General features: G+C 38.0%; 15 protein-coding genes and 1 pseudogene. 3 read left to right on the forward strand and 13 right to left on the reverse strand.

Features of this window, described 5'->3' with window-relative positions; all coding sequences use genetic code 11:
* Positions 1-2: 2 nt before the first annotated feature.
* From IGI49_RS20835 to IGI49_RS20870, 8 genes are all read right to left on the reverse strand, one after another.
* Positions 3-860, reverse strand: coding sequence for a PTS system mannose/fructose/sorbose family transporter subunit IID (locus IGI49_RS20835; protein WP_207703564.1), 858 nt, complete (start codon positions 858-860; stop codon positions 3-5).
* Positions 861-862: 2 nt separating this feature from the next.
* Complete coding sequence (locus tag IGI49_RS20840; protein ID WP_207703563.1) at positions 863-1,627, reverse strand: PTS mannose/fructose/sorbose/N-acetylgalactosamine transporter subunit IIC; 765 nt, start codon at positions 1,625-1,627, stop codon at positions 863-865.
* Positions 1,628-1,642: 15 nt separating this feature from the next.
* Positions 1,643-2,116, reverse strand: coding sequence for a PTS system mannose/fructose/N-acetylgalactosamine-transporter subunit IIB (locus tag IGI49_RS20845; RefSeq protein WP_207703562.1), 474 nt, complete (start codon positions 2,114-2,116; stop codon positions 1,643-1,645).
* Positions 2,117-2,299: 183 nt separating this feature from the next.
* Entirely contained in the window at positions 2,300-4,804 is a 2,505-nt protein-coding gene (locus IGI49_RS20850) for a sigma 54-interacting transcriptional regulator (protein WP_429965663.1), read from the reverse strand.
* Positions 4,805-4,988: 184 nt separating this feature from the next.
* Positions 4,989-5,570, reverse strand: coding sequence for an SIS domain-containing protein (locus tag IGI49_RS20855; RefSeq protein ID WP_429965662.1), 582 nt, complete (start codon positions 5,568-5,570; stop codon positions 4,989-4,991).
* An 11-nt stretch (positions 5,571-5,581) separates the two neighbouring features.
* The gene (locus tag IGI49_RS20860; RefSeq protein ID WP_429965661.1) at positions 5,582-6,832 is read right to left on the reverse strand and encodes a PTS ascorbate transporter subunit IIC; all 1,251 of its coding nucleotides are present in this window, start codon (positions 6,830-6,832) and stop codon (positions 5,582-5,584) included.
* 12 nt (positions 6,833-6,844) lie between these two features.
* Positions 6,845-7,120, reverse strand: coding sequence for a PTS sugar transporter subunit IIB (locus IGI49_RS20865; protein ID WP_207703558.1), 276 nt, complete (start codon positions 7,118-7,120; stop codon positions 6,845-6,847).
* Positions 7,113-9,182 (reverse strand): BglG family transcription antiterminator, encoded by a 2,070-nt coding sequence (locus tag IGI49_RS20870; protein WP_429965660.1) that lies wholly within the window; start codon positions 9,180-9,182, stop codon positions 7,113-7,115. Before IGI49_RS20870 ends, IGI49_RS20865 begins: the two co-directional genes overlap by 8 nt.
* A gap of 662 nt (positions 9,183-9,844) precedes the next feature.
* On the opposite strand from IGI49_RS20870, the gene IGI49_RS20875 reads away from it, so the two are divergent.
* Positions 9,845-10,054: a helix-turn-helix transcriptional regulator gene (locus IGI49_RS20875; RefSeq protein WP_207703556.1), complete on the forward strand. Its 210-nt coding sequence runs from the start codon at positions 9,845-9,847 to the stop codon at positions 10,052-10,054.
* Positions 10,041-10,520: a DUF6773 family protein gene (locus IGI49_RS20880; protein WP_429965659.1), complete on the forward strand. Its 480-nt coding sequence runs from the start codon at positions 10,041-10,043 to the stop codon at positions 10,518-10,520. The genes IGI49_RS20875 and IGI49_RS20880 overlap by 14 nt, the downstream gene beginning before the upstream one ends.
* Positions 10,521-11,005: 485 nt before the next feature.
* Here the strand turns inward: IGI49_RS20880 and IGI49_RS20885 are convergent, their stop codons facing one another.
* The 3 genes and pseudogenes from IGI49_RS20885 to tnpA form a co-directional block, all read right to left on the reverse strand.
* Positions 11,006-11,281, reverse strand: coding sequence for a helix-turn-helix domain-containing protein (locus IGI49_RS20885; protein WP_429965658.1), 276 nt, complete (start codon positions 11,279-11,281; stop codon positions 11,006-11,008).
* A gap of 2 nt (positions 11,282-11,283) precedes the next feature.
* On the reverse strand, positions 11,284-11,637 hold the full coding sequence (locus IGI49_RS20890; protein ID WP_429965657.1) for a type II toxin-antitoxin system RelE/ParE family toxin: 354 nt from the start codon (positions 11,635-11,637) through the stop codon (positions 11,284-11,286).
* Positions 11,638-11,695: 58 nt separating this feature from the next.
* A pseudogene (tnpA, locus tag IGI49_RS20895) lies at positions 11,696-12,109 on the reverse strand (IS200/IS605 family transposase); the annotation flags it as partial.
* A 1,096-nt stretch (positions 12,110-13,205) separates the two neighbouring features.
* On the opposite strand from tnpA, the gene IGI49_RS20900 reads away from it, so the two are divergent.
* Complete coding sequence (locus IGI49_RS20900; protein WP_429965656.1) at positions 13,206-15,302, forward strand: LTA synthase family protein; 2,097 nt, start codon at positions 13,206-13,208, stop codon at positions 15,300-15,302.
* A 155-nt stretch (positions 15,303-15,457) separates the two neighbouring features.
* Here IGI49_RS20900 and IGI49_RS20905 read toward each other — a convergent pair whose 3' ends face one another.
* The gene (locus tag IGI49_RS20905; RefSeq protein WP_429965655.1) at positions 15,458-16,372 is read right to left on the reverse strand and encodes an anti sigma factor C-terminal domain-containing protein; all 915 of its coding nucleotides are present in this window, start codon (positions 16,370-16,372) and stop codon (positions 15,458-15,460) included.
* Between the two features lie 2 nt (positions 16,373-16,374).
* Entirely contained in the window at positions 16,375-16,839 is a 465-nt protein-coding gene (locus tag IGI49_RS20910; RefSeq protein WP_429965654.1) for an RNA polymerase sigma factor, read from the reverse strand.
* Positions 16,840-16,919 lie beyond the last annotated feature (80 nt).

Here is a 16,919-nt window from a genome sequence, read left to right on the forward strand (position 1 = left end):
TTCTAAATAAATCCAATCAAAACTCCTACGACTGCAATCATGACTAAAATCAATAGCAATTTGGTAGAGCTAAGATTCTTCTTCATTAACAAATACAAGGTGAGAAAAATAATCGACAATGGTAAAATCCCTAAAATGATCTTATCGAATAATTCTTGGATAACCATCTTATTGGCTCCTAAGTTAATGACCGCCGAAGAGGAAAGCTTCACTGTATTTGCAGCTAAGCCGCCGATTGTCACTGCTCCAACACTGGTTGCCATCGTCATATACTTTTCTAATAAACCGCCAGAGAAGATTTCGCTAATTCCTTCTTTTCCTTTCGTAAATAGTTTGCGAAACCCAAAGTAAGAAATACCGTAGTTAATCCCTAGTGTCGCCACCATATAAAAGATTGGTCCAAAGAAGCTCCCGCCAGTCCCTAGCGCAATCGCAATCGAGCCGATAATTGGAACTAAAGTTGCTTGTCGTAATGTATCTCCAACACCGGCCATAGGTCCCATCAAACCAGTTTTCATACCTGAAATATCTTCACTTTCAATAGGAACACCCGCTGCTTTTTCTTCTTCCATTGAGAGAACAACGGCTAAAATAAATGGCCCCGTTAACCAAGGCTCGGTATTATAGAACTCCATATGGCGAGCCATCATTTCTTTTCTTTCCTGCTTGTATTTGTTGGCATCTGGATACAAGCGTTCCATGACATGGATCATTGTCCCTGCCATCGCCGGACCCTGCATTCGCTCCCACGAATAAGTCGTTTGTGCTAGGCTGGTCCAGTAAATAAAGGCTTTGTTTAAATCTTTTTTCGTTAATTTACGGGATTCGTCAAAAGTCATCTCATTCATTTGATTGTCCATTTTTAGACCTCCGCTTCATCTTTAAATTTTAAATCTGCATAGAAATAGGCAATGATCGTGGCAAAAACTGCTAATAGCATCATTGGCAATTCTGCATAAACAACTAAGAAATAGCCCAACAGAAATAAAGGAATGATTCCTTTTCGATTCATAATTACTTTAAGGGTTAAGGCAATCCCCAGAGCTGGTAAAACACCGCCGATAGCACTAAGAATACTCATCGGTGTTCCTTCTAGAAACGTTAATAGGGAAGAAACGGAGCTGCCTCCCAGCTTTAAAATCAGCATCACAGGAATCGCACTAATCGCAAAAGTAGATAATTGAGACGGAACTAAATGAATGAACATAATTTTATGATAGGTTTCTTTTTCTACCATACGATCCATCCACTGAACAAAGAATGAGTTGATGGTTTGTCTGACATTCCAAATCAGTGTTCCAACTAATCCAAAAGGAACAGCTAGGGAAATTGCTACTTCTGGTGAAGAGCTGGACATAATGGCTAAAGCTGTCCCAACAATCCCGGCAATACCTGGTTCGCTGGAGACAGATCCTCCTGGTGAGATAAAACCAATAAAGAATCCATTGATTGTCGCACCGATAATTAATCCGGTTAACGGGTCCCCCAAGATAATACCTACGATCGTCCCTGCCACAATCGGCTGCCGGACAGAAACACTGGTCAACCCTGTTAACCAAGGACTATTTGCAACAGTAAAATAATATAGAACGCCAATTAAAAACGCTTGAATAAGTGAAATTTGCATGTTGGTTCCCCCTCTTTAAAGAACTGACGAAAGTTGAACTTTGTTGGTATCCGGTGTTACTTGGAAAAAGACATCCAATCCTTTTTCTTGCAGCTTAACTAAAGCAGCTTTTTCATCCTCTGAAGCTGAAATATTACGATACAATGGACTTCTTTCAGGCTTGGCTCCCATTCCGCCAACACCCAAACTTCGAAAATCGACACCCTTTTCAACCAGCTCAAGCACTACATTGGGCGTTTTCACGAGAACAAATAGTTTTAGCTTTGGATCGTCTTTACTTAGATAGTCAACCGCTTGTTCAATCGTTAGTACTTCCAACTTAATCTTCCCAGGCATCGACTGCTTCATAACCATCTGTAAAAACGTATCCTTGGCTACTTGGTTATCAATAATAACCACACAATTGGCTCCAGTCGTTTGAACCCAAGCGGTCATAACCTGTCCATGCACCAAGCGATCATCAACTCGTGAATAAACAATATTTTTCATACATTTTTCCTCCTTTGTTGTTACTTTACTAAAAGCAAGTATCGTGCCAACTTGCTAAAAAGCGCTTCAGCGTACGTCTAAAAAGCAAAATGCACACATAAAGGAGGATTCTCCAAATGTGTGCATTTTATTCCTCTGATGTGTGCAGCTGCGAAGACCGCATTCTAACTTGTGTGCACGGAGCTATCCTTCGAGATTAATGATTATCTCGATCAAATACGCCATCTCATCATCACTTAGTTTAATTGTGTATGCATTTTCGATTAGAATCATTTCCGTACGAAGAACTTTATAAATGTGTGCATGCTGTGAAATGTCCTCCGCCGTTCTTGGATTGACGAGGGGTTCTTTCCGAATTCCTCGCTCGATCATGCTGTGGCAATGGAACTGCATCTTGATATAAACCGCATCTGTGATGACTAGTTTCAAATGACTGCATATTTTACTGATTGCTTCATTTATTAGCGGGATTGATTTTTTTGTCTCAATAAAGTTGGTCGAATCTTTGATCAACTCGAAGATTCGAGCATCGTATCGCAAAACTTCTGCCAAATCTTTTTTCTCATCTTTATAGGCACTGATAACTGAAGCGGCCTTTGCCCCTTCCAAATAAGCCGCATCATGAGCAATTTGCTTGATAAGTTCATTTACAGTCATGCCGGGAAGTAGTGATTTTCTCGTTGCTTCTAAAACAATCGGTGTGCTAACAGAGCTGATCAGCTTTACATTCAGTCCTGTGCGCTCTGAAACAATTCGATCTAAACTCACCAATGACCCCATATCTACAAGTAATAAGAGTCCATTATGATAGTTTTCCTTTTTTATCTCTTTGATTACTAGCTCAACTATGTCGGTAAACGAGTCTGTTAATCGCATATCTATCGCTTTCGCGTGATCACAATCTAGCAGATCATTTGCTACCTTCGCCATACTGCTGCCCGTGCTGTCTCCATGCATGACAATCAGAACGCCTACACCATTATTTTGCTTTGAGACTTGAACAGCTTCTAAAAACATGCAGATTGCCAAAATTTCGTGATCGGGTAATTTGATATTGATGTGTTTTCCTAAAGAATCATAGACAATTTGATAGATACCAAAACGATCGGAATACTTTTTTTCGCGCGTTTTTGCGGGTGATTCCAAGCGTCCTGATTTTAGCTTAACTTTAACTGATTCAATATGAAGGGCCAAGCTATATCGGACTTGATTATCGAAGAGCAGTTTTCTTTCTTTACTTACCCGATCGAATAGTTCTTTTACTCCATCGAATACTTCCGGAGAGATTATTTTACCTAATTGAAAGGCTTTGTTATCCACTGGCAATTCGATGGAGAAAAACTCTTCCAATTTTCTTTTAATATCGGTTGTCTCAAATGCTTGATCCGCACTTGCCATTTCAGAGTACATATTTAAGATACTTTGATAAAGGACTTGCTCCTCCTGATAGGTATCAATCGAGAGAGATTTTCCACCGATTGTCTCACGACTAATATTCTTCCCATTAGAGAATATTTGAGAACCAACGCTATCCAAGAAGTTGCTTGTTACTACTGCATTGCGCTTTTCTTTGGCAAATAAAATTCGTTGTTCTTCATTCATTTGCATGTGACCACTCGTTACTTCGATCGTTTCTGCATCACTGATAATCGCTTCAGCAAACGCACGGGCACAGATCATTTGAATATCATTTTTAAGCTGTCCGATATTTCCCACACAGTCATAAATGCAGAAAAACTTGATCACATCCTTGTGAACATTCATTTGATTTTGAATCTTGGTGGATTCATATTTAAAAAAGCTCTCAATCAGCTGAAATCGTTCTTCTGTTTTTTTACTTTTCAACCCTTCCAAATGAATAACATTCGGTATACGTCGTCGAAAAGTCGCTAAGATACTCTCATCAACATTTTCTGTAGTTGCTCCAATTAATAATAGATCCACTTGATGCTGCTCATTATTATTTTCTCCAAGCCTGCGAAACGTCCCATTATCAAGGATCGAAAACAGCATTTCTTGACCTTCTGGAGGCAGTCGATGGATTTCATCCAGAAACAAGATTCCCCCATTCGCAGCATCCACTAATCCACTTTTCTCTTTATCCGCACCTGTAAAAGCTCCCTTTACATGGCCAAACAAGAAAGAGAGAAGCAGCTGAGAGTTCCCTGCATAGTCCGCACAATTATAATAAACATACGGCGCGTTCTCTTCTAATTGGCCGATATCTAAGGCATATTCATGCATTGTTTTCGCAAAGGTAGTTTTTCCGACACCGCTTGGTCCCGTAATCAACGTATGGATGCCCCTAGGCGGATACAATATCGCTGCCTTTGCTTGGTTGACAGCATGTGAAAGACTGCCGTCGTAGCCAATCAGCTTTGAGAAAGCATCCAGCTTAGCATCTTCCTTGTGTTCCTTTTTGTGAGAGAAAATAGTCTTCCACAAATCATTCACATCTCTCCAGGTTGTTTGCTCTAACGCTAAAAAGTTATAAATATATTTGACTGGTTTTCCCTTAACCTTTAAGAAACGCCCCTCATTGACTTCTTGATTCAATACTTTACTCACTCTTGTTCTCTCAAACCCCAGTGAATCTGTAATATCTTTCGTTTCCAAAGAAATGAGCAATTTATCTTTTTGATTGATTTTTGTATTTTGTCTGACGTACTGTACAATTTGCTCACGCATCGGATATCCTCCCCATTCTGAAAATAAAACGATTTCTTTAACCTTATCATATTTAGCAAACAAAAAATATTCATTTTCCAGATGACGTTTTGATCCTTGTCCTTGCCGCCAAAAAGACCGAATCAACGATTGATTCGGTCTCCTGCTCTCTTTTTTTAAAACAAAGACCCAACTGAGCTAGTTGTTACGCGTATTTCTCTTCCGAGTCCTTCTTCAACAATTGAGAAATGACATGGCAGAAATACATGTGTGCATCCTCAACTACTCCGTAATTCTTTGATTGGATCACTTCACAGTATTCTGAATAGGTTTTCATTTCACCATTGTAATCACCTAAGATCGAGAAGACCGTCGCATCATTGTCTTTGGCATATTTGAATGCGCTGACAAGATTCGGTGAATTACCTGAGACCGATAAACCAATAACAAGATCCTTTGGTTTTAAATAGTTTTTCAATTGCTCAGTAAAAACCTCTTCATAAGCGACATCGTTGGACAACGCCGTCACAAGCGGACTGTTATCTACTAAGCTCTGAATATGCAATCGCTTATCCTGCTCCACCGTAATATTTTTACTGAAATCTGCTACCCAATGACTGGAAGAAGCAGCACTCCCGCCATTTCCCAGCATAAATATTTTCCGATCCTGTAATCGTGCTTGATTGATTTCATTTTTCAAGGTTTCGATAAATATTACATCAATTTCAGAGATCGCGTGAAAAAAATCTTGATTATATTTCTCAATATATGTTTTCGTGTTTGTCATGTTGTTGCCTCCTAGTTTAGTAGTTTTGCAATGAAATCAGAGAAGAGTCCCACGACCGTGAAATCGGGATCTCCAAAGGTCATATTGTTTGAAAGTCCGCCTACCACCGCCATAAAAACAGCGGGCAAGATGGAAATCAGTAAGCCATTCATTACCGCACCGGCAATTGCTCCTCTTCTTCCCCCTGTACTATTGCCATAGATAGCCGCTGTCGCACCGGTGAAAAAATGTGGCGTCATGCCTGGAACAATCACGGGTAATTTCGAAAAGCTAAGTAGCAGCATTCCCAATAGCCCAGCTAAAAAACTTGAGATAAAGCCAATAATTACTGCATTCGGGGCGAAGGGAAAGACGATCGGACAATCAAGAGCCGGTTTTGCTCCTACGATTACTTTGTCCGCGATTCCTTGGAATGCGGGAACAATTTCAGTCAAAGCCATTCTCACACCAGCTAATACAACATAAACCCCTGCCGCAAAAGTAATTCCTTGAATTAAAGAAAAGACGACAAAGAATTGGCCTGAGCTTAATTCAGTTTCAATATATGCAGGCCCTGCAAAGAATCCAACAATTACAAATAAGATGGTCATCGTTAGAGAAATTGCGATAGAAGAATCTCTGAGAAAGGATAAGCCTTTTGGCACATTGATATCTTCTGTCGATTTGCTCTTGTTTCCAATAATGCCGCCTAATTTTGAAGCGAGAAGATACGAGACTGTTCCTGAATGACCAATCGCAAAGTCATCGGAATCTGTTATTAGTATCGTGTTTTTCTGGATAAGTGCTGGCCCAATTGCCATATAAGCTCCTAGAATAATAGCACCGATAACTACCGCCAGCCACGGAGTAACTCCACTAAAGATCATTGCGAGCATCCCAGACATGTACATAGTAAGGTGTCCGGTCAAATAAATATATTTAAAACGAGTGAACTTCGCGATCAACAAATTGACTGCCATACCAAAAATCAGAATGAAAGCTGCCGTGCTGTATTTTTCATTGGTCAAAGCACCCATCGCATCTGTATTCGTTACCACTCCTTGAAGCCCAAAAGCTTGAGTGAACATCTGATTAAAAATCGTCAGTGTTCCCGAAATAATCCCCGCACCGGCTCCCAGCAAAATGAACCCCATAATCGTTTTTATCGTCCCAGTTAGTATATTCGTAAAGGGTTTTTTCAAAAGCAATAAACCGATAAAAACAAATATTCCAATCAGGATTGAAGGAGTTCCTAAAATATCGCGTACAAAAATATCGAGCATTTTATCTCCTCCTTATAAATCGAATCCTTTTTCAATAGCCGCCTGCAGGTCTTTTTTACTCATTAAATTAACCAACCCTTGGATGTTTTTCTTTCCATCTTCAAGATTTTCTACAATCGATTTATCGCCAATATAAAGATCAGCGACCTCACCCTTCGCAGAAGTTAGGTCTGTATGGCTTACTTCCATCTCCAAACCCATTTCGGCAAGAACTTTTTTGATATTCATTTCAACCATGAAGCTACTGCCTAACCCATTACCACAAACAATTAAAATTTTCTTAGTCATTTTCTGTTCCTCCTTCTTTGATCAAATCCATGATCGACTGCTTGTTCTCACATTTAAATAGCTCTTCCGTTTTTGTTTCATCAGAAAGAATTTCCGATAATTGCGCTAATGCTTTCAAATGTAGAGAATTGTCAACCGTTGCCAAAATAAAGATCAAATTCACATCTCCTTTTTCTCCAAAAGAAACGCCTTCCTCAAGCTTCAGCAAGCTCATCCCAAGCTGGTTCACACCGTTCTCTGGTCTACTATGCGGAATAGCTACACCTGGTGCAATAACAACATATGGACCGAATTTTTCAACATCCTCGATCATTTTTTCAACGTAGCGAGTTTCAATTTGTTTTCCTTGAACAAGCGGCTCAGAAGCCAGTTGGATCGCTTCTTTCCAATCACTTACAGAGTGTAAAAATTGGATATGTTCTTCTATTAATAGGTCTTTCAACATAGGTTTCCCTCCAGCAGTTACGGATGTCCGATTAAATATAAAGTTCGTCAATTCTTTTCTTACTTTTTCTTCATCATGGATCGTTGCGTAACTTTCAATAATATCCAAGACCCCGTCCATGTAATGCCTGATCTGGTAGCCTGTGATATCTGTTCCTAATTGTTTCCGAATCATCTTTATTTGATCAATTCCCAAGAATGGCTCGATTTGCATAAAGGGATGATTCGTAGCCGTTTCTAAATGAATCGTTGATAAAACTAGATCAATCGGATTCATTGATGGTTCTAAGAGTGTGAACTCTTCTTTCGAGTAGGGGCCAACTACATTAATTTCTGGTATCTCATTCGTCAACTGAATCGATAATAAATTCGCTGTTCCAATTCCACTGGCACACACGAGAATCACTTTCTTCTTTTCAGTCTTTTCAACGTGGTTTTTGATTTCTCCACCAAAATAGACCGTAATAAAGCCAATCTCATCTTCTGAAAATTTTCTTTTTGCATACTCTTCTAATGAGCGAACAGACAATTTAGCAATGGTGAAGATATCTTGGTACTCTTTTTTTAGTTGATCCAAAATTGGGTTGATGTTTGGAATATCGTAGATCAACCGATAGTAAGCTCCATAAAGATGAGAATAAAATTCTTCTAAAAAACTTTCTTTTTGATTAACATACACCCCTGACAACCGTTCAAAAGAGGCCACGATCCGCACAGTGATACTAAATAATTCCTTATCAATCGACGTATTTCTCTTTCGATTTCTTAACCCATTCAGCTGTCCACTAATCAAAAAGGTTTCAAAAAATTGAAGTTCACTGGATTCAGTCGTTTTCAAAAGCTGCTCAGCAATCTTTATCTCCGAAGATTCATCTTGCGGCTGCTCTTCACTAATGAGGGAGTTTTCAATTAAGCTGGTATTGATTCGAATGTTAATTGATCCAGCAAATACACTCAGCAAGTATCGGATTTCATCTGTATAGACAATAGCGTATTTATTTTTTGCTTGATCAATGATAGCTAAGCAACGGGTCACGTCTGATCTAAAAGCTTCTGCTTCGACGATAAATTCATCAAACACTGACAAGATTTGGTCTAATCCGTAGTGAGAACGATAGGCATAATATTGAATTACTCTGAAGAGAAATTTCCTCGTTTGTTTTTCCGATTCTGGCTTTAGGTAATGACCGTCCTTATTCACGGATAGTTGGATAGCTTCTTGTGACGAGAGTGTTTTCAAATCTTTCAGTACGGTATTTTTTGTAACTGCGTTCAACTCTTCCAACCGAGAAATAGTGACGGCTTTGTTTGAGAAAAACAGGCATAGAAACGTGCGGAATTTTCTTTCTTCGGCATCAAATCGAGTAACTATGATTTCTTCATTTGTGAGTTCCAGACTTAGCTTTTCAACCGTTGCTTCTTCAAGATAGTAGCCGGAGATCTTTGAATATTGAATCGGAACCAGCTGAGATTGTCTCAGCCATTCATTTATTTTTGAGATATCATAATAAACTGTTCGCTTAGAGACAGAATATTTTCTGATGAACGTCTCTACAGAGATATAGTCAGGTGAAGTTTTCAAATCATTCAGCATGTTTTTTCTTCTCAGCGTCAGCATAATACCGCTCCTAATTAGTTTATTTTTCTACTCTTATGATACCATGCACAGCTCGTGAACTTTGTCATATCAAGGTTATTGCTCATTTTAATTTCAGAGTTCTGTTCAATATTGGATACTTTCCGTTCTCTTTTCTACTTCTTCGAATTCGTTTTCCCTCCTTTTCATTTATTATTGTATGTTCTTTGGTTTTCGGATGTAAGTTGAATCCCTGTACTATAAAACAGTGCAAAATAGTTTGCTTGTTATGACCTGTAACTATTTTATTGCAGTAATTGTACTTGGTTCAAAAAAAGGCGAGCTTCTTTTTTATAAACTCACAAGTAAATAGGCTATTGAGAACCTATTATTATGGCAGGTTGAATTTTAAGTTGCCCTTCTCCTAATGGACAACACAGTAAAAAGACTGAGCGATAAATACTCGTGTTGATTACTAGGTAAAAATATTCACAGTATACTGTTGCACTATTGATCAATCACCAAAATAAGGTACCACGCTCAGCAAATCATTGTGAGTGTTTTGCTATAATAAGACGCTATAAGTATGTGCTAATTTTCTTTTTAGGAACTTATATGATTCAAAATGCAATATATACTTTACAAATAGTCAGATATAAAATATACTAGGTTTATCAAATTTGATGAAAGGATGCATCCCTGTCATGAAGAATAAACGAATGAAGATGGCTAGAATTGAGTGTGATGTGAGTCAAGAAGACCTCGCCAATGCGATCGGCGTCACACGACAAACAATCGGATTGATTGAGGCTGGCAAGTACAACCCAACACTAAAACTTTGCATTGCCATTTGTAAAACACTGAATAAAACCTTAAACGACTTATTTTGGGAGGATTACTATGAAAAAGAATAAAGATGAACGAACCGTACAATTGAACAACAAAATTCAAAGTGAAGGCTTTGCTTTAGTGATTGGCTTATTATCCCTATCCATATTTATTAAGACATATATTTTGGACATGCCAGTTGCAGAATATACGACTGAATTAGTCATTATGGCTATTGCTGTCCTTTACATTACGATTCGAAGCTCAACTTTGGGTTTTAACTCTTTTGATTACCCGATGAACATGAAAAAATTGATTGTACCTTTAACAATTGCTATCGGATTGCTTATAACTGTCGTTAGTGGGGTTAGAAATTTTTCTCTTTATGGTAATAAGTACACCGGCATAATGGATGGACACTTCCTTGCTGTTTTAGGAGTCACTTTCGTCTCTTCAACTATTTTCATAGGCGTAATTATTGGCGTTTTGTATTCTATTGGCGAATTTGGACAAAAGCGTTTAGAAAAAAAGCTGTATGATGAGGATAAGTAATTTTGGACTTGTGCTTATGAGGAACAAAGCTCTAGTAGCAATCTAAAAAAAGAGCTCTTAGGATAAAATAGCATCCTTCACCGAACAGCTTAGAAAATCTCAATAGTAAAAAAACTGAGCAGATGTTTTTAGACACCCTGCTCAGTTTTTGTATTATTCTTTTACGTTTGGTTTCGCTAATAAACAACAAGCTAACAAAGATTTATTTCCGCATTAAGGGAGTTGAATTCATAAGAGAACCTAAAAAAGCTGATTATGGTACTGTTGCGGTATTCAAAGACTTATACGGAAATTTATGGGATTTAGTTCAATTTGATACGGATTATCCAATGAGTAAACAAGTTGAATATTAGGTAAGCATTCTGTATACCTTTTTTCCTTGCCTCAATGATAACTAGAATTAATAATTCATTCGTTAAAGCTATCATTTATTTGATAGATTTTTTTAGCCATTAAAAGTTAGCTGATTGCCCCAACTGGATGATCTATTTAAATTCAATATGCAGCTCTTTACCTACTTTTGTAGCAATCTCATAGAGAATGCTAAAGCTAGGGTTCATTGAGCCATTTTCAATACGAGCAATTGTACTTTGTGGCTTGCCTACTCGTTCTGCTAACTCTCTTTGAGAAAGACCAAGCTCACTTCTTAATTGTGTCAAAGCAACCGCAACATCCAAACGTTGCGACTCCTTTTCATATTCAGCGGCGAAAGTCGCACTCTCCGCTTTTTTCTTTGCAATTAGTTCATCAATCTTGTTCATAATTATTTTCCTTTCTCATATTCTTCACGCATCCGTCTAGCATGTTCAATCTCACTTCTGGGTGTTCGTTGCTGCTTTTTAGTGAATCCATGAGTTATAAGATATTCGTTTCCGACCTTTTGAAAATAGATTGCTCGTTGAATATTACCTCCGACTTTTGATCGTAGCTCGTATAAGTCAGAATCTAGTTTTTTTACCCATTCCATTCTTTGAGCAACCAGCAATCCATGATCTTCGGCTCTTTTGATTACTGCTAAAAGTTTTGCAGAATCTTTTTCTGGAATTAAATTCAAAAAATCTTCAAATTCACTTGATCCATCTTTCCTTCTAATAAAATCAAACTTTGGCTTTTCCATACTCTGATGATAGCTCATCCGCTATCATTTGTAAATAGTATGCATCAACTAATTAGACTTAACGTTCGTGTTTATACGGAAAATATTCGTTGATTGGGCGCCTACAGCTGTACGGATCATATTCCTCAAATAATGTTAGCTGATCTGCTGCATAATCGTCTTGTAATTAATTACGAATATATTCTCCTTATTTCGTCCTACTGTGTCCACATAATAGCCTCGACACCAAAACTTTCGATTCCCATAACGATATTTCAGATTGGAGTGACGATCGAAAATCATCAAACTATTTTTTCCCTTTCAAATAACCTATGAATTGAGCAATACTTATTTTGGGCGGGAAGCTAACAAGTAGGTGGCTGTAGTCTTTACAAGTATTTGCTTCGAGAATTTCTACTCTCTTTCGTTCGCATAATTCTCGAATAATCTCACCGATGCTTTGTTTGTATTTTCCATAGATAATTTGCCTTCTATTCAAATTGTCTAAATTTACAGGCATTATCGAGATAAGATTAAGCTTCAAATGATCGTTTTTTATTTTTTATAACTAGAATTTTAGTATAATTTTAGAAACGCAGAATATTCTAACTTTTATAGTGATGTCTATACTTATCCCTTGGTTGTACAATTTCTTACTACCGTCTAGAAGAAGTTGGAAAAATACAGTGTAAGAAGTCGCAAAATACTTGTTAATATGTTCGGATATTGTGCTTCTAGATACCTTTAATCCGCAAAGCCAAGAAATCGCAAGAACATTAATAAATCAACGTTTACGTGTTATAATATTACTTAGAAATATAGCAATCCAACAAATTATCCCTTATCCTTACTAGTTAGTAAGAGCTGGATGAAATATATAGAAAAGGGTTTGATAGTTTTGACAACTGTTAAAATGGAGTTAACAGACGACGAAAAGAAAGCTTTAGATGATTTAGGCTTGACAGATCAAAGCATTCATCTTTCGTAAAATAATCGAAGACAATGTTTTTCCAACTATCTCAAATCCTAAAAAATCTAAAAGAGTTAGTCTAAAAACTTATGGTGATGGCTCTCTTATTGTCCCAGATGATGCCCCAGAACATGTTAAGGAGTGGGTGAAGCACGGCTAACTATGATATTTATCTAGCTACTGTCCACTTTCCAGATGATTTTGGGAAGAAAGATAGACAAAAGGACTGGGAAAAGCTGGATTAAAAACTCACTCTATCCTTGATATAAGTATATTATTCGATGCTCTACTTGTTGAGATTAAGCAAAGTCAAAGCCTTGGTAAATTAGCTCAAAATGATACTGTGAGCTTGATTAACAAATTCAACGAATACAACAAATAGTAATCTCTCTCTACGCCTCTTATGCTCTCATTATTTACGTGGGCATTTTTCTTTGTCTATTTTTCGCTTTGGTTTTTTGACTGAAAAGTGCGCAACCTCTTAACAGGATATGTCAGCCCAATCCCACGGACCGATCATGTTAACCCTTATTCTTTAAATTTCACTGTAAAAAAACTTATACCTGCTCAAAGATGTTAAAATAGACTATGGCTATTGATTGAAAGTAGGAATTTTTAAATGAAAAATAAATTGGGTGGTTGGTTTAACGGGCGAATTGGATTTATTTTCCTGTTGGTTTTGTTGCTATGGATGAAGGCGCTATTTGCTTATTTTGTAGAGTTTGATTTGGGACTTGATAATGCGCTGCAGTATTTTATCTTGCTGATTAATCCATTGGCTTCGAGTCTTTTGATTCTTTCTTTTTCCCTCTATATAAGAAGAGAAAAGCTGGCCTACATTACAGCCTTTGTTTTATATGCAATACAGCTGATGCTATTGTTCGCCAATATTATGTATTATCGAGAATTTACGGATTTTCTAACAGTCAATACGATGCTGGGGGTAGGCAAGGTAAGCGGCGGCTTAGGTGAAAGTGCGCTGCAGCTGCTTCATCTTAGCGATCTGCTGTATTTCATTGATTTGTTCATTCTGCCGTTTCTTCTATGGAAGAAAAAGCTTCAGGTCTCTACGCAACGAATTCGAGCTCGTAAAGCATTTGCGGTATCTCTTGGCGCACTCTTACTTTTTTCGGGCAATTTGTTTTTAGCCGAAACTAGTCGGACTGGCCTTCTCACTCGGAACTTTTCTAGAAGCTATTTGGTGAAATATTTAGGAATGAATGTTTACACAGCACTAGATGGCATCCAGACTTACAATACCTACCAGGTTCGTGCTGAAGCGAGTCCTAATGAACTAGTGGAAGTTCAGGATTACACTAGCGCGCATTTTGCAGAACCGAATAGCGAGCTGTTTGGTATTGCTAAGGGAAAAAATGTGATTTATATCCATTTGGAAAGTACACAGCAATTTGTGATCGATTATAAATTAAAGGATGAGAACGGTGAAGAACATGAAGTGATGCCTTTCATTAATCAGCTTTATCATGATAAGAGCACCTTTAGCTTTGAGAATTTCTTCCATCAGGTTAGTGCTGGTAAGACCAGTGATGCTGAAACTCTGCTGGAAAACTCGTTATTTGGTTTGAGCCAAGGATCGTTGTTTAGTCAAATGGGGGATAAAAATACCTTTTATGCTGCACCGGCGATTCTGAATCAGACTCAAGGCTATTCTAGCGCCGCTTTCCATGGCAATGCAGGGAATTTTTGGAATCGAAATGAAACGTATAAGCGGTTTGGCTATCAGAATTTCTTTGATGCTTCCTATTATGATGTGAACGAGGACAATTCCTTCCAATATGGTTTGCATGACAAACCTTTTTTCCAGCAATCGGTGCCTTATCTAGAGCATTTGCAGCAGCCGTTTTATACGAAGTTTATTGCGGTTTCAAATCACTATCCTTATGCTCCGCTGAAAAATGATGAAGCAGGCTTCCCAATGGCGGCTACCGAGGATAAAACCATCAACGGCTATTTTGCCACAGAAAATTATTTGGATCGTTCAGTGGAGGAATTTGTGAATTATCTGAAGGCTAGCGGACTATACGAGAATTCTATTTTAGTCTTTTACGGGGATCATTATGGTATTTCAGAATCACGCAATCAAAGCATGGCTGGTTTGTTAGGAAAAGATAGTCAGTCTTGGAACAATTATGACCAGGTACAGATGCAGAAGGTGCCGTTGATGTTCCATATTCCTGGTCAAGAAAATGGCGGTATTCAGTCAACTTACGGCGGACAGGTAGATGTTTTGCCTACCCTGCTTCATTTGCTGGGGGTCAACAGTCAGGAATATCCTTTCCTAGGTCAAGATTTGTTTTCTGCTCAACATAATCAAATGGTAACCTTTAGAAATGGTGACTTTATTTCTCCTGAGTACACGTATCATCGCGGTTCTCTGTACCATACACAGACTGGTGGGATTATCAGTGAAATGCCTAGTGAGGCCGAAACTGTGAAAGAACAAGTAGCGACTCAATTGGCGATGTCCGATAAGATTAATAATGGTGATTTACTGCGATTTTACAATAACGAAGGTCTTCACCCAGTGGATCCTACTGACTTTGGCTACAAGAATTCTTTGGAACGTTTAGAGACTGAGGAAAAGAATTTGGCTGAAAAGTCTACCAGTGTTTATTCGCAAAATGGTGGACAAACAACCAAAGATTTGTATGAGTCGAAGAGCTATAAAACGTATGAGCTAGAGAATGATCAATAAAATAAATACTGCAAAAGCTGCGTAAACGTCTCAGAAGTCGGTTACGCAGCTTTTTAATTTGCCTATTGCAATGGAGTTAAAATTAGGATTGTCTTTTAAAAATGGTAGCAAAGTACTTGAACTTCTTTTGTCTAACGTTCAGACTGAACGCAAAGCTATTTTTCTGGTGTAATGTATGGAACTGTTGGGACAGTTACGCCGATTGAACTGCCTCTGATATAGGATTGATTCTCTAGCTCAGTAAGGTTCTGGGTTTGCCCGGTTACCATGACGCCCAGTACTGGCAACTCATCCATTTTCTTATCTTTGTTTTCCTTAATAAAGGCAGCGGCTTGCTTATTACCAGCGGAAGCAAAATGTGTGTCAAATGAATCAAAGAAATTATCTTTATCGGCTGAATTATTTTTTGCATCGTTGCTCAATTGGAAGCCATATACCGGCATGCCGGAAGGCCCCACCCGTTCATCCCTCTCTTCTGAAAATAAGTAAAGCCACACGACATTGATGTTTTCTGGCAGCATTTCTTGCACTTCACGGTAAGTGTACGGTCGATCAAAGGAAATGGCCACTTCGGCAACATAATTATCCATTTTTTTTAATTCAGGTAATTCATTTTTCACATTATCATAATACTTCTTGATATTCGGATGATAAAATTTCGCCACCTTTTGTTTAGTCTGTTGATTGTACTCATAGGAATTTTGGTCTGAATGGTACCAAGAATTTGTCAACTCATTATAATCAATCGAATTACGCCAAGTTGTATATTTACTGCGTAAGCTGCTCCAAGGTACGATATACCCATCAATATTTTTGGATTGGTTCGTTACAACATCTCCACCCAAGAAAGAACTGTTGGCAATTACTTGAGAATCGATTTGAGTATTTGGTGCAGCAATTGTTTGATAATTGAACAAGGCTTTGTCTAATTTGCGGTAATTATTTGTTGCGATTTTATCTAAGGCAACGATCAATAAGCCTAAACTAACCAGAGTAATCAGTATTGAGATACCTGCAATTCGTACTAGATTTTTTCTTTTTGCTTTCTGGATGCTTTTGTTTAAATCCATGATCAGTCCTCCAAGCTTTTCTTTAATTTTTTCCGACTTCGGTATAGTTTCTTGCGTACATTTTCGATGGATATCCCTAATAAATCAGAAATGTCGCTATAGGACAGTTGATAAAAGTATTTAAGCAGGATTAACTCTTGTTCTGCAGCAGTCAATGAATCAATCAATTCAAATAATTTCGAGTGTTCTTCTGAAAAGTCTGATTGAAAAACATGGTAGTTATGAACGAACCCCTGCTCCCTTCTTTTTTTCCTATAAATGTTTATATAATTGTTAAAAGATACTCGAAAAAACCACGGTCTCAAATTGTCTTGCGTAATTTCGGGAAGAATCGAAAATATGGTGAGATATGTCTGAGATACCGCATCTTCTGCATCCTCAAAAGAACTGCCTCTTTTTACCAAGAGGTTTGTCATCTCTTGCCCCAACGAAAGCAGAACTTCTTCAAATTTCACATCCTTTTTCATTTGATTTTCTCCTTTCACCTATACAACGTCTGAAGGTACCAAAAAGTGGACAATAAAATTCGGAAAATACTAATTAAGGC

Origin of the sequence: Enterococcus sp. AZ071 (assembly GCF_050499065.1) — a bacterium.
In the GTDB taxonomy this organism is placed as follows: Bacteria; Bacillota; Bacilli; order Lactobacillales; family Enterococcaceae; genus Enterococcus_A; species Enterococcus_A ferrettii.

What these genes read in the sequence shown, in the direction of transcription:
- IGI49_RS20835 (WP_207703564.1), bottom strand. Translation starts at nt 860, where the DNA reads ATGGACAATCAAATGAATGAGATGACTTTTGACGAATCCCGTAAATTA.
- IGI49_RS20840 (WP_207703563.1), bottom strand. Translation starts at nt 1,627, where the DNA reads ATGCAAATTTCACTTATTCAAGCGTTTTTAATTGGCGTTCTATATTAT.
- IGI49_RS20845 (WP_207703562.1), bottom strand. Translation starts at nt 2,116, where the DNA reads ATGAAAAATATTGTTTATTCACGAGTTGATGATCGCTTGGTGCATGGA.
- IGI49_RS20850 (WP_429965663.1), bottom strand. Translation starts at nt 4,804, where the DNA reads ATGCGTGAGCAAATTGTACAGTACGTCAGACAAAATACAAAAATCAAT.
- IGI49_RS20855 (WP_429965662.1), bottom strand. Translation starts at nt 5,570, where the DNA reads ATGACAAACACGAAAACATATATTGAGAAATATAATCAAGATTTTTTT.
- IGI49_RS20860 (WP_429965661.1), bottom strand. Translation starts at nt 6,832, where the DNA reads ATGCTCGATATTTTTGTACGCGATATTTTAGGAACTCCTTCAATCCTG.
- IGI49_RS20865 (WP_207703558.1), bottom strand. Translation starts at nt 7,120, where the DNA reads ATGACTAAGAAAATTTTAATTGTTTGTGGTAATGGGTTAGGCAGTAGC.
- IGI49_RS20870 (WP_429965660.1), bottom strand. Translation starts at nt 9,182, where the DNA reads ATGCTGACGCTGAGAAGAAAAAACATGCTGAATGATTTGAAAACTTCA.
- IGI49_RS20875 (WP_207703556.1), top strand. Translation starts at nt 9,845, where the DNA reads ATGAAGAATAAACGAATGAAGATGGCTAGAATTGAGTGTGATGTGAGT.
- IGI49_RS20880 (WP_429965659.1), top strand. Translation starts at nt 10,041, where the DNA reads ATGAAAAAGAATAAAGATGAACGAACCGTACAATTGAACAACAAAATT.
- IGI49_RS20885 (WP_429965658.1), bottom strand. Translation starts at nt 11,281, where the DNA reads ATGAACAAGATTGATGAACTAATTGCAAAGAAAAAAGCGGAGAGTGCG.
- IGI49_RS20890 (WP_429965657.1), bottom strand. Translation starts at nt 11,637, where the DNA reads ATGGAAAAGCCAAAGTTTGATTTTATTAGAAGGAAAGATGGATCAAGT.
- IGI49_RS20900 (WP_429965656.1), top strand. Translation starts at nt 13,206, where the DNA reads ATGAAAAATAAATTGGGTGGTTGGTTTAACGGGCGAATTGGATTTATT.
- IGI49_RS20905 (WP_429965655.1), bottom strand. Translation starts at nt 16,372, where the DNA reads ATGGATTTAAACAAAAGCATCCAGAAAGCAAAAAGAAAAAATCTAGTA.
- IGI49_RS20910 (WP_429965654.1), bottom strand. Translation starts at nt 16,839, where the DNA reads ATGAAAAAGGATGTGAAATTTGAAGAAGTTCTGCTTTCGTTGGGGCAA.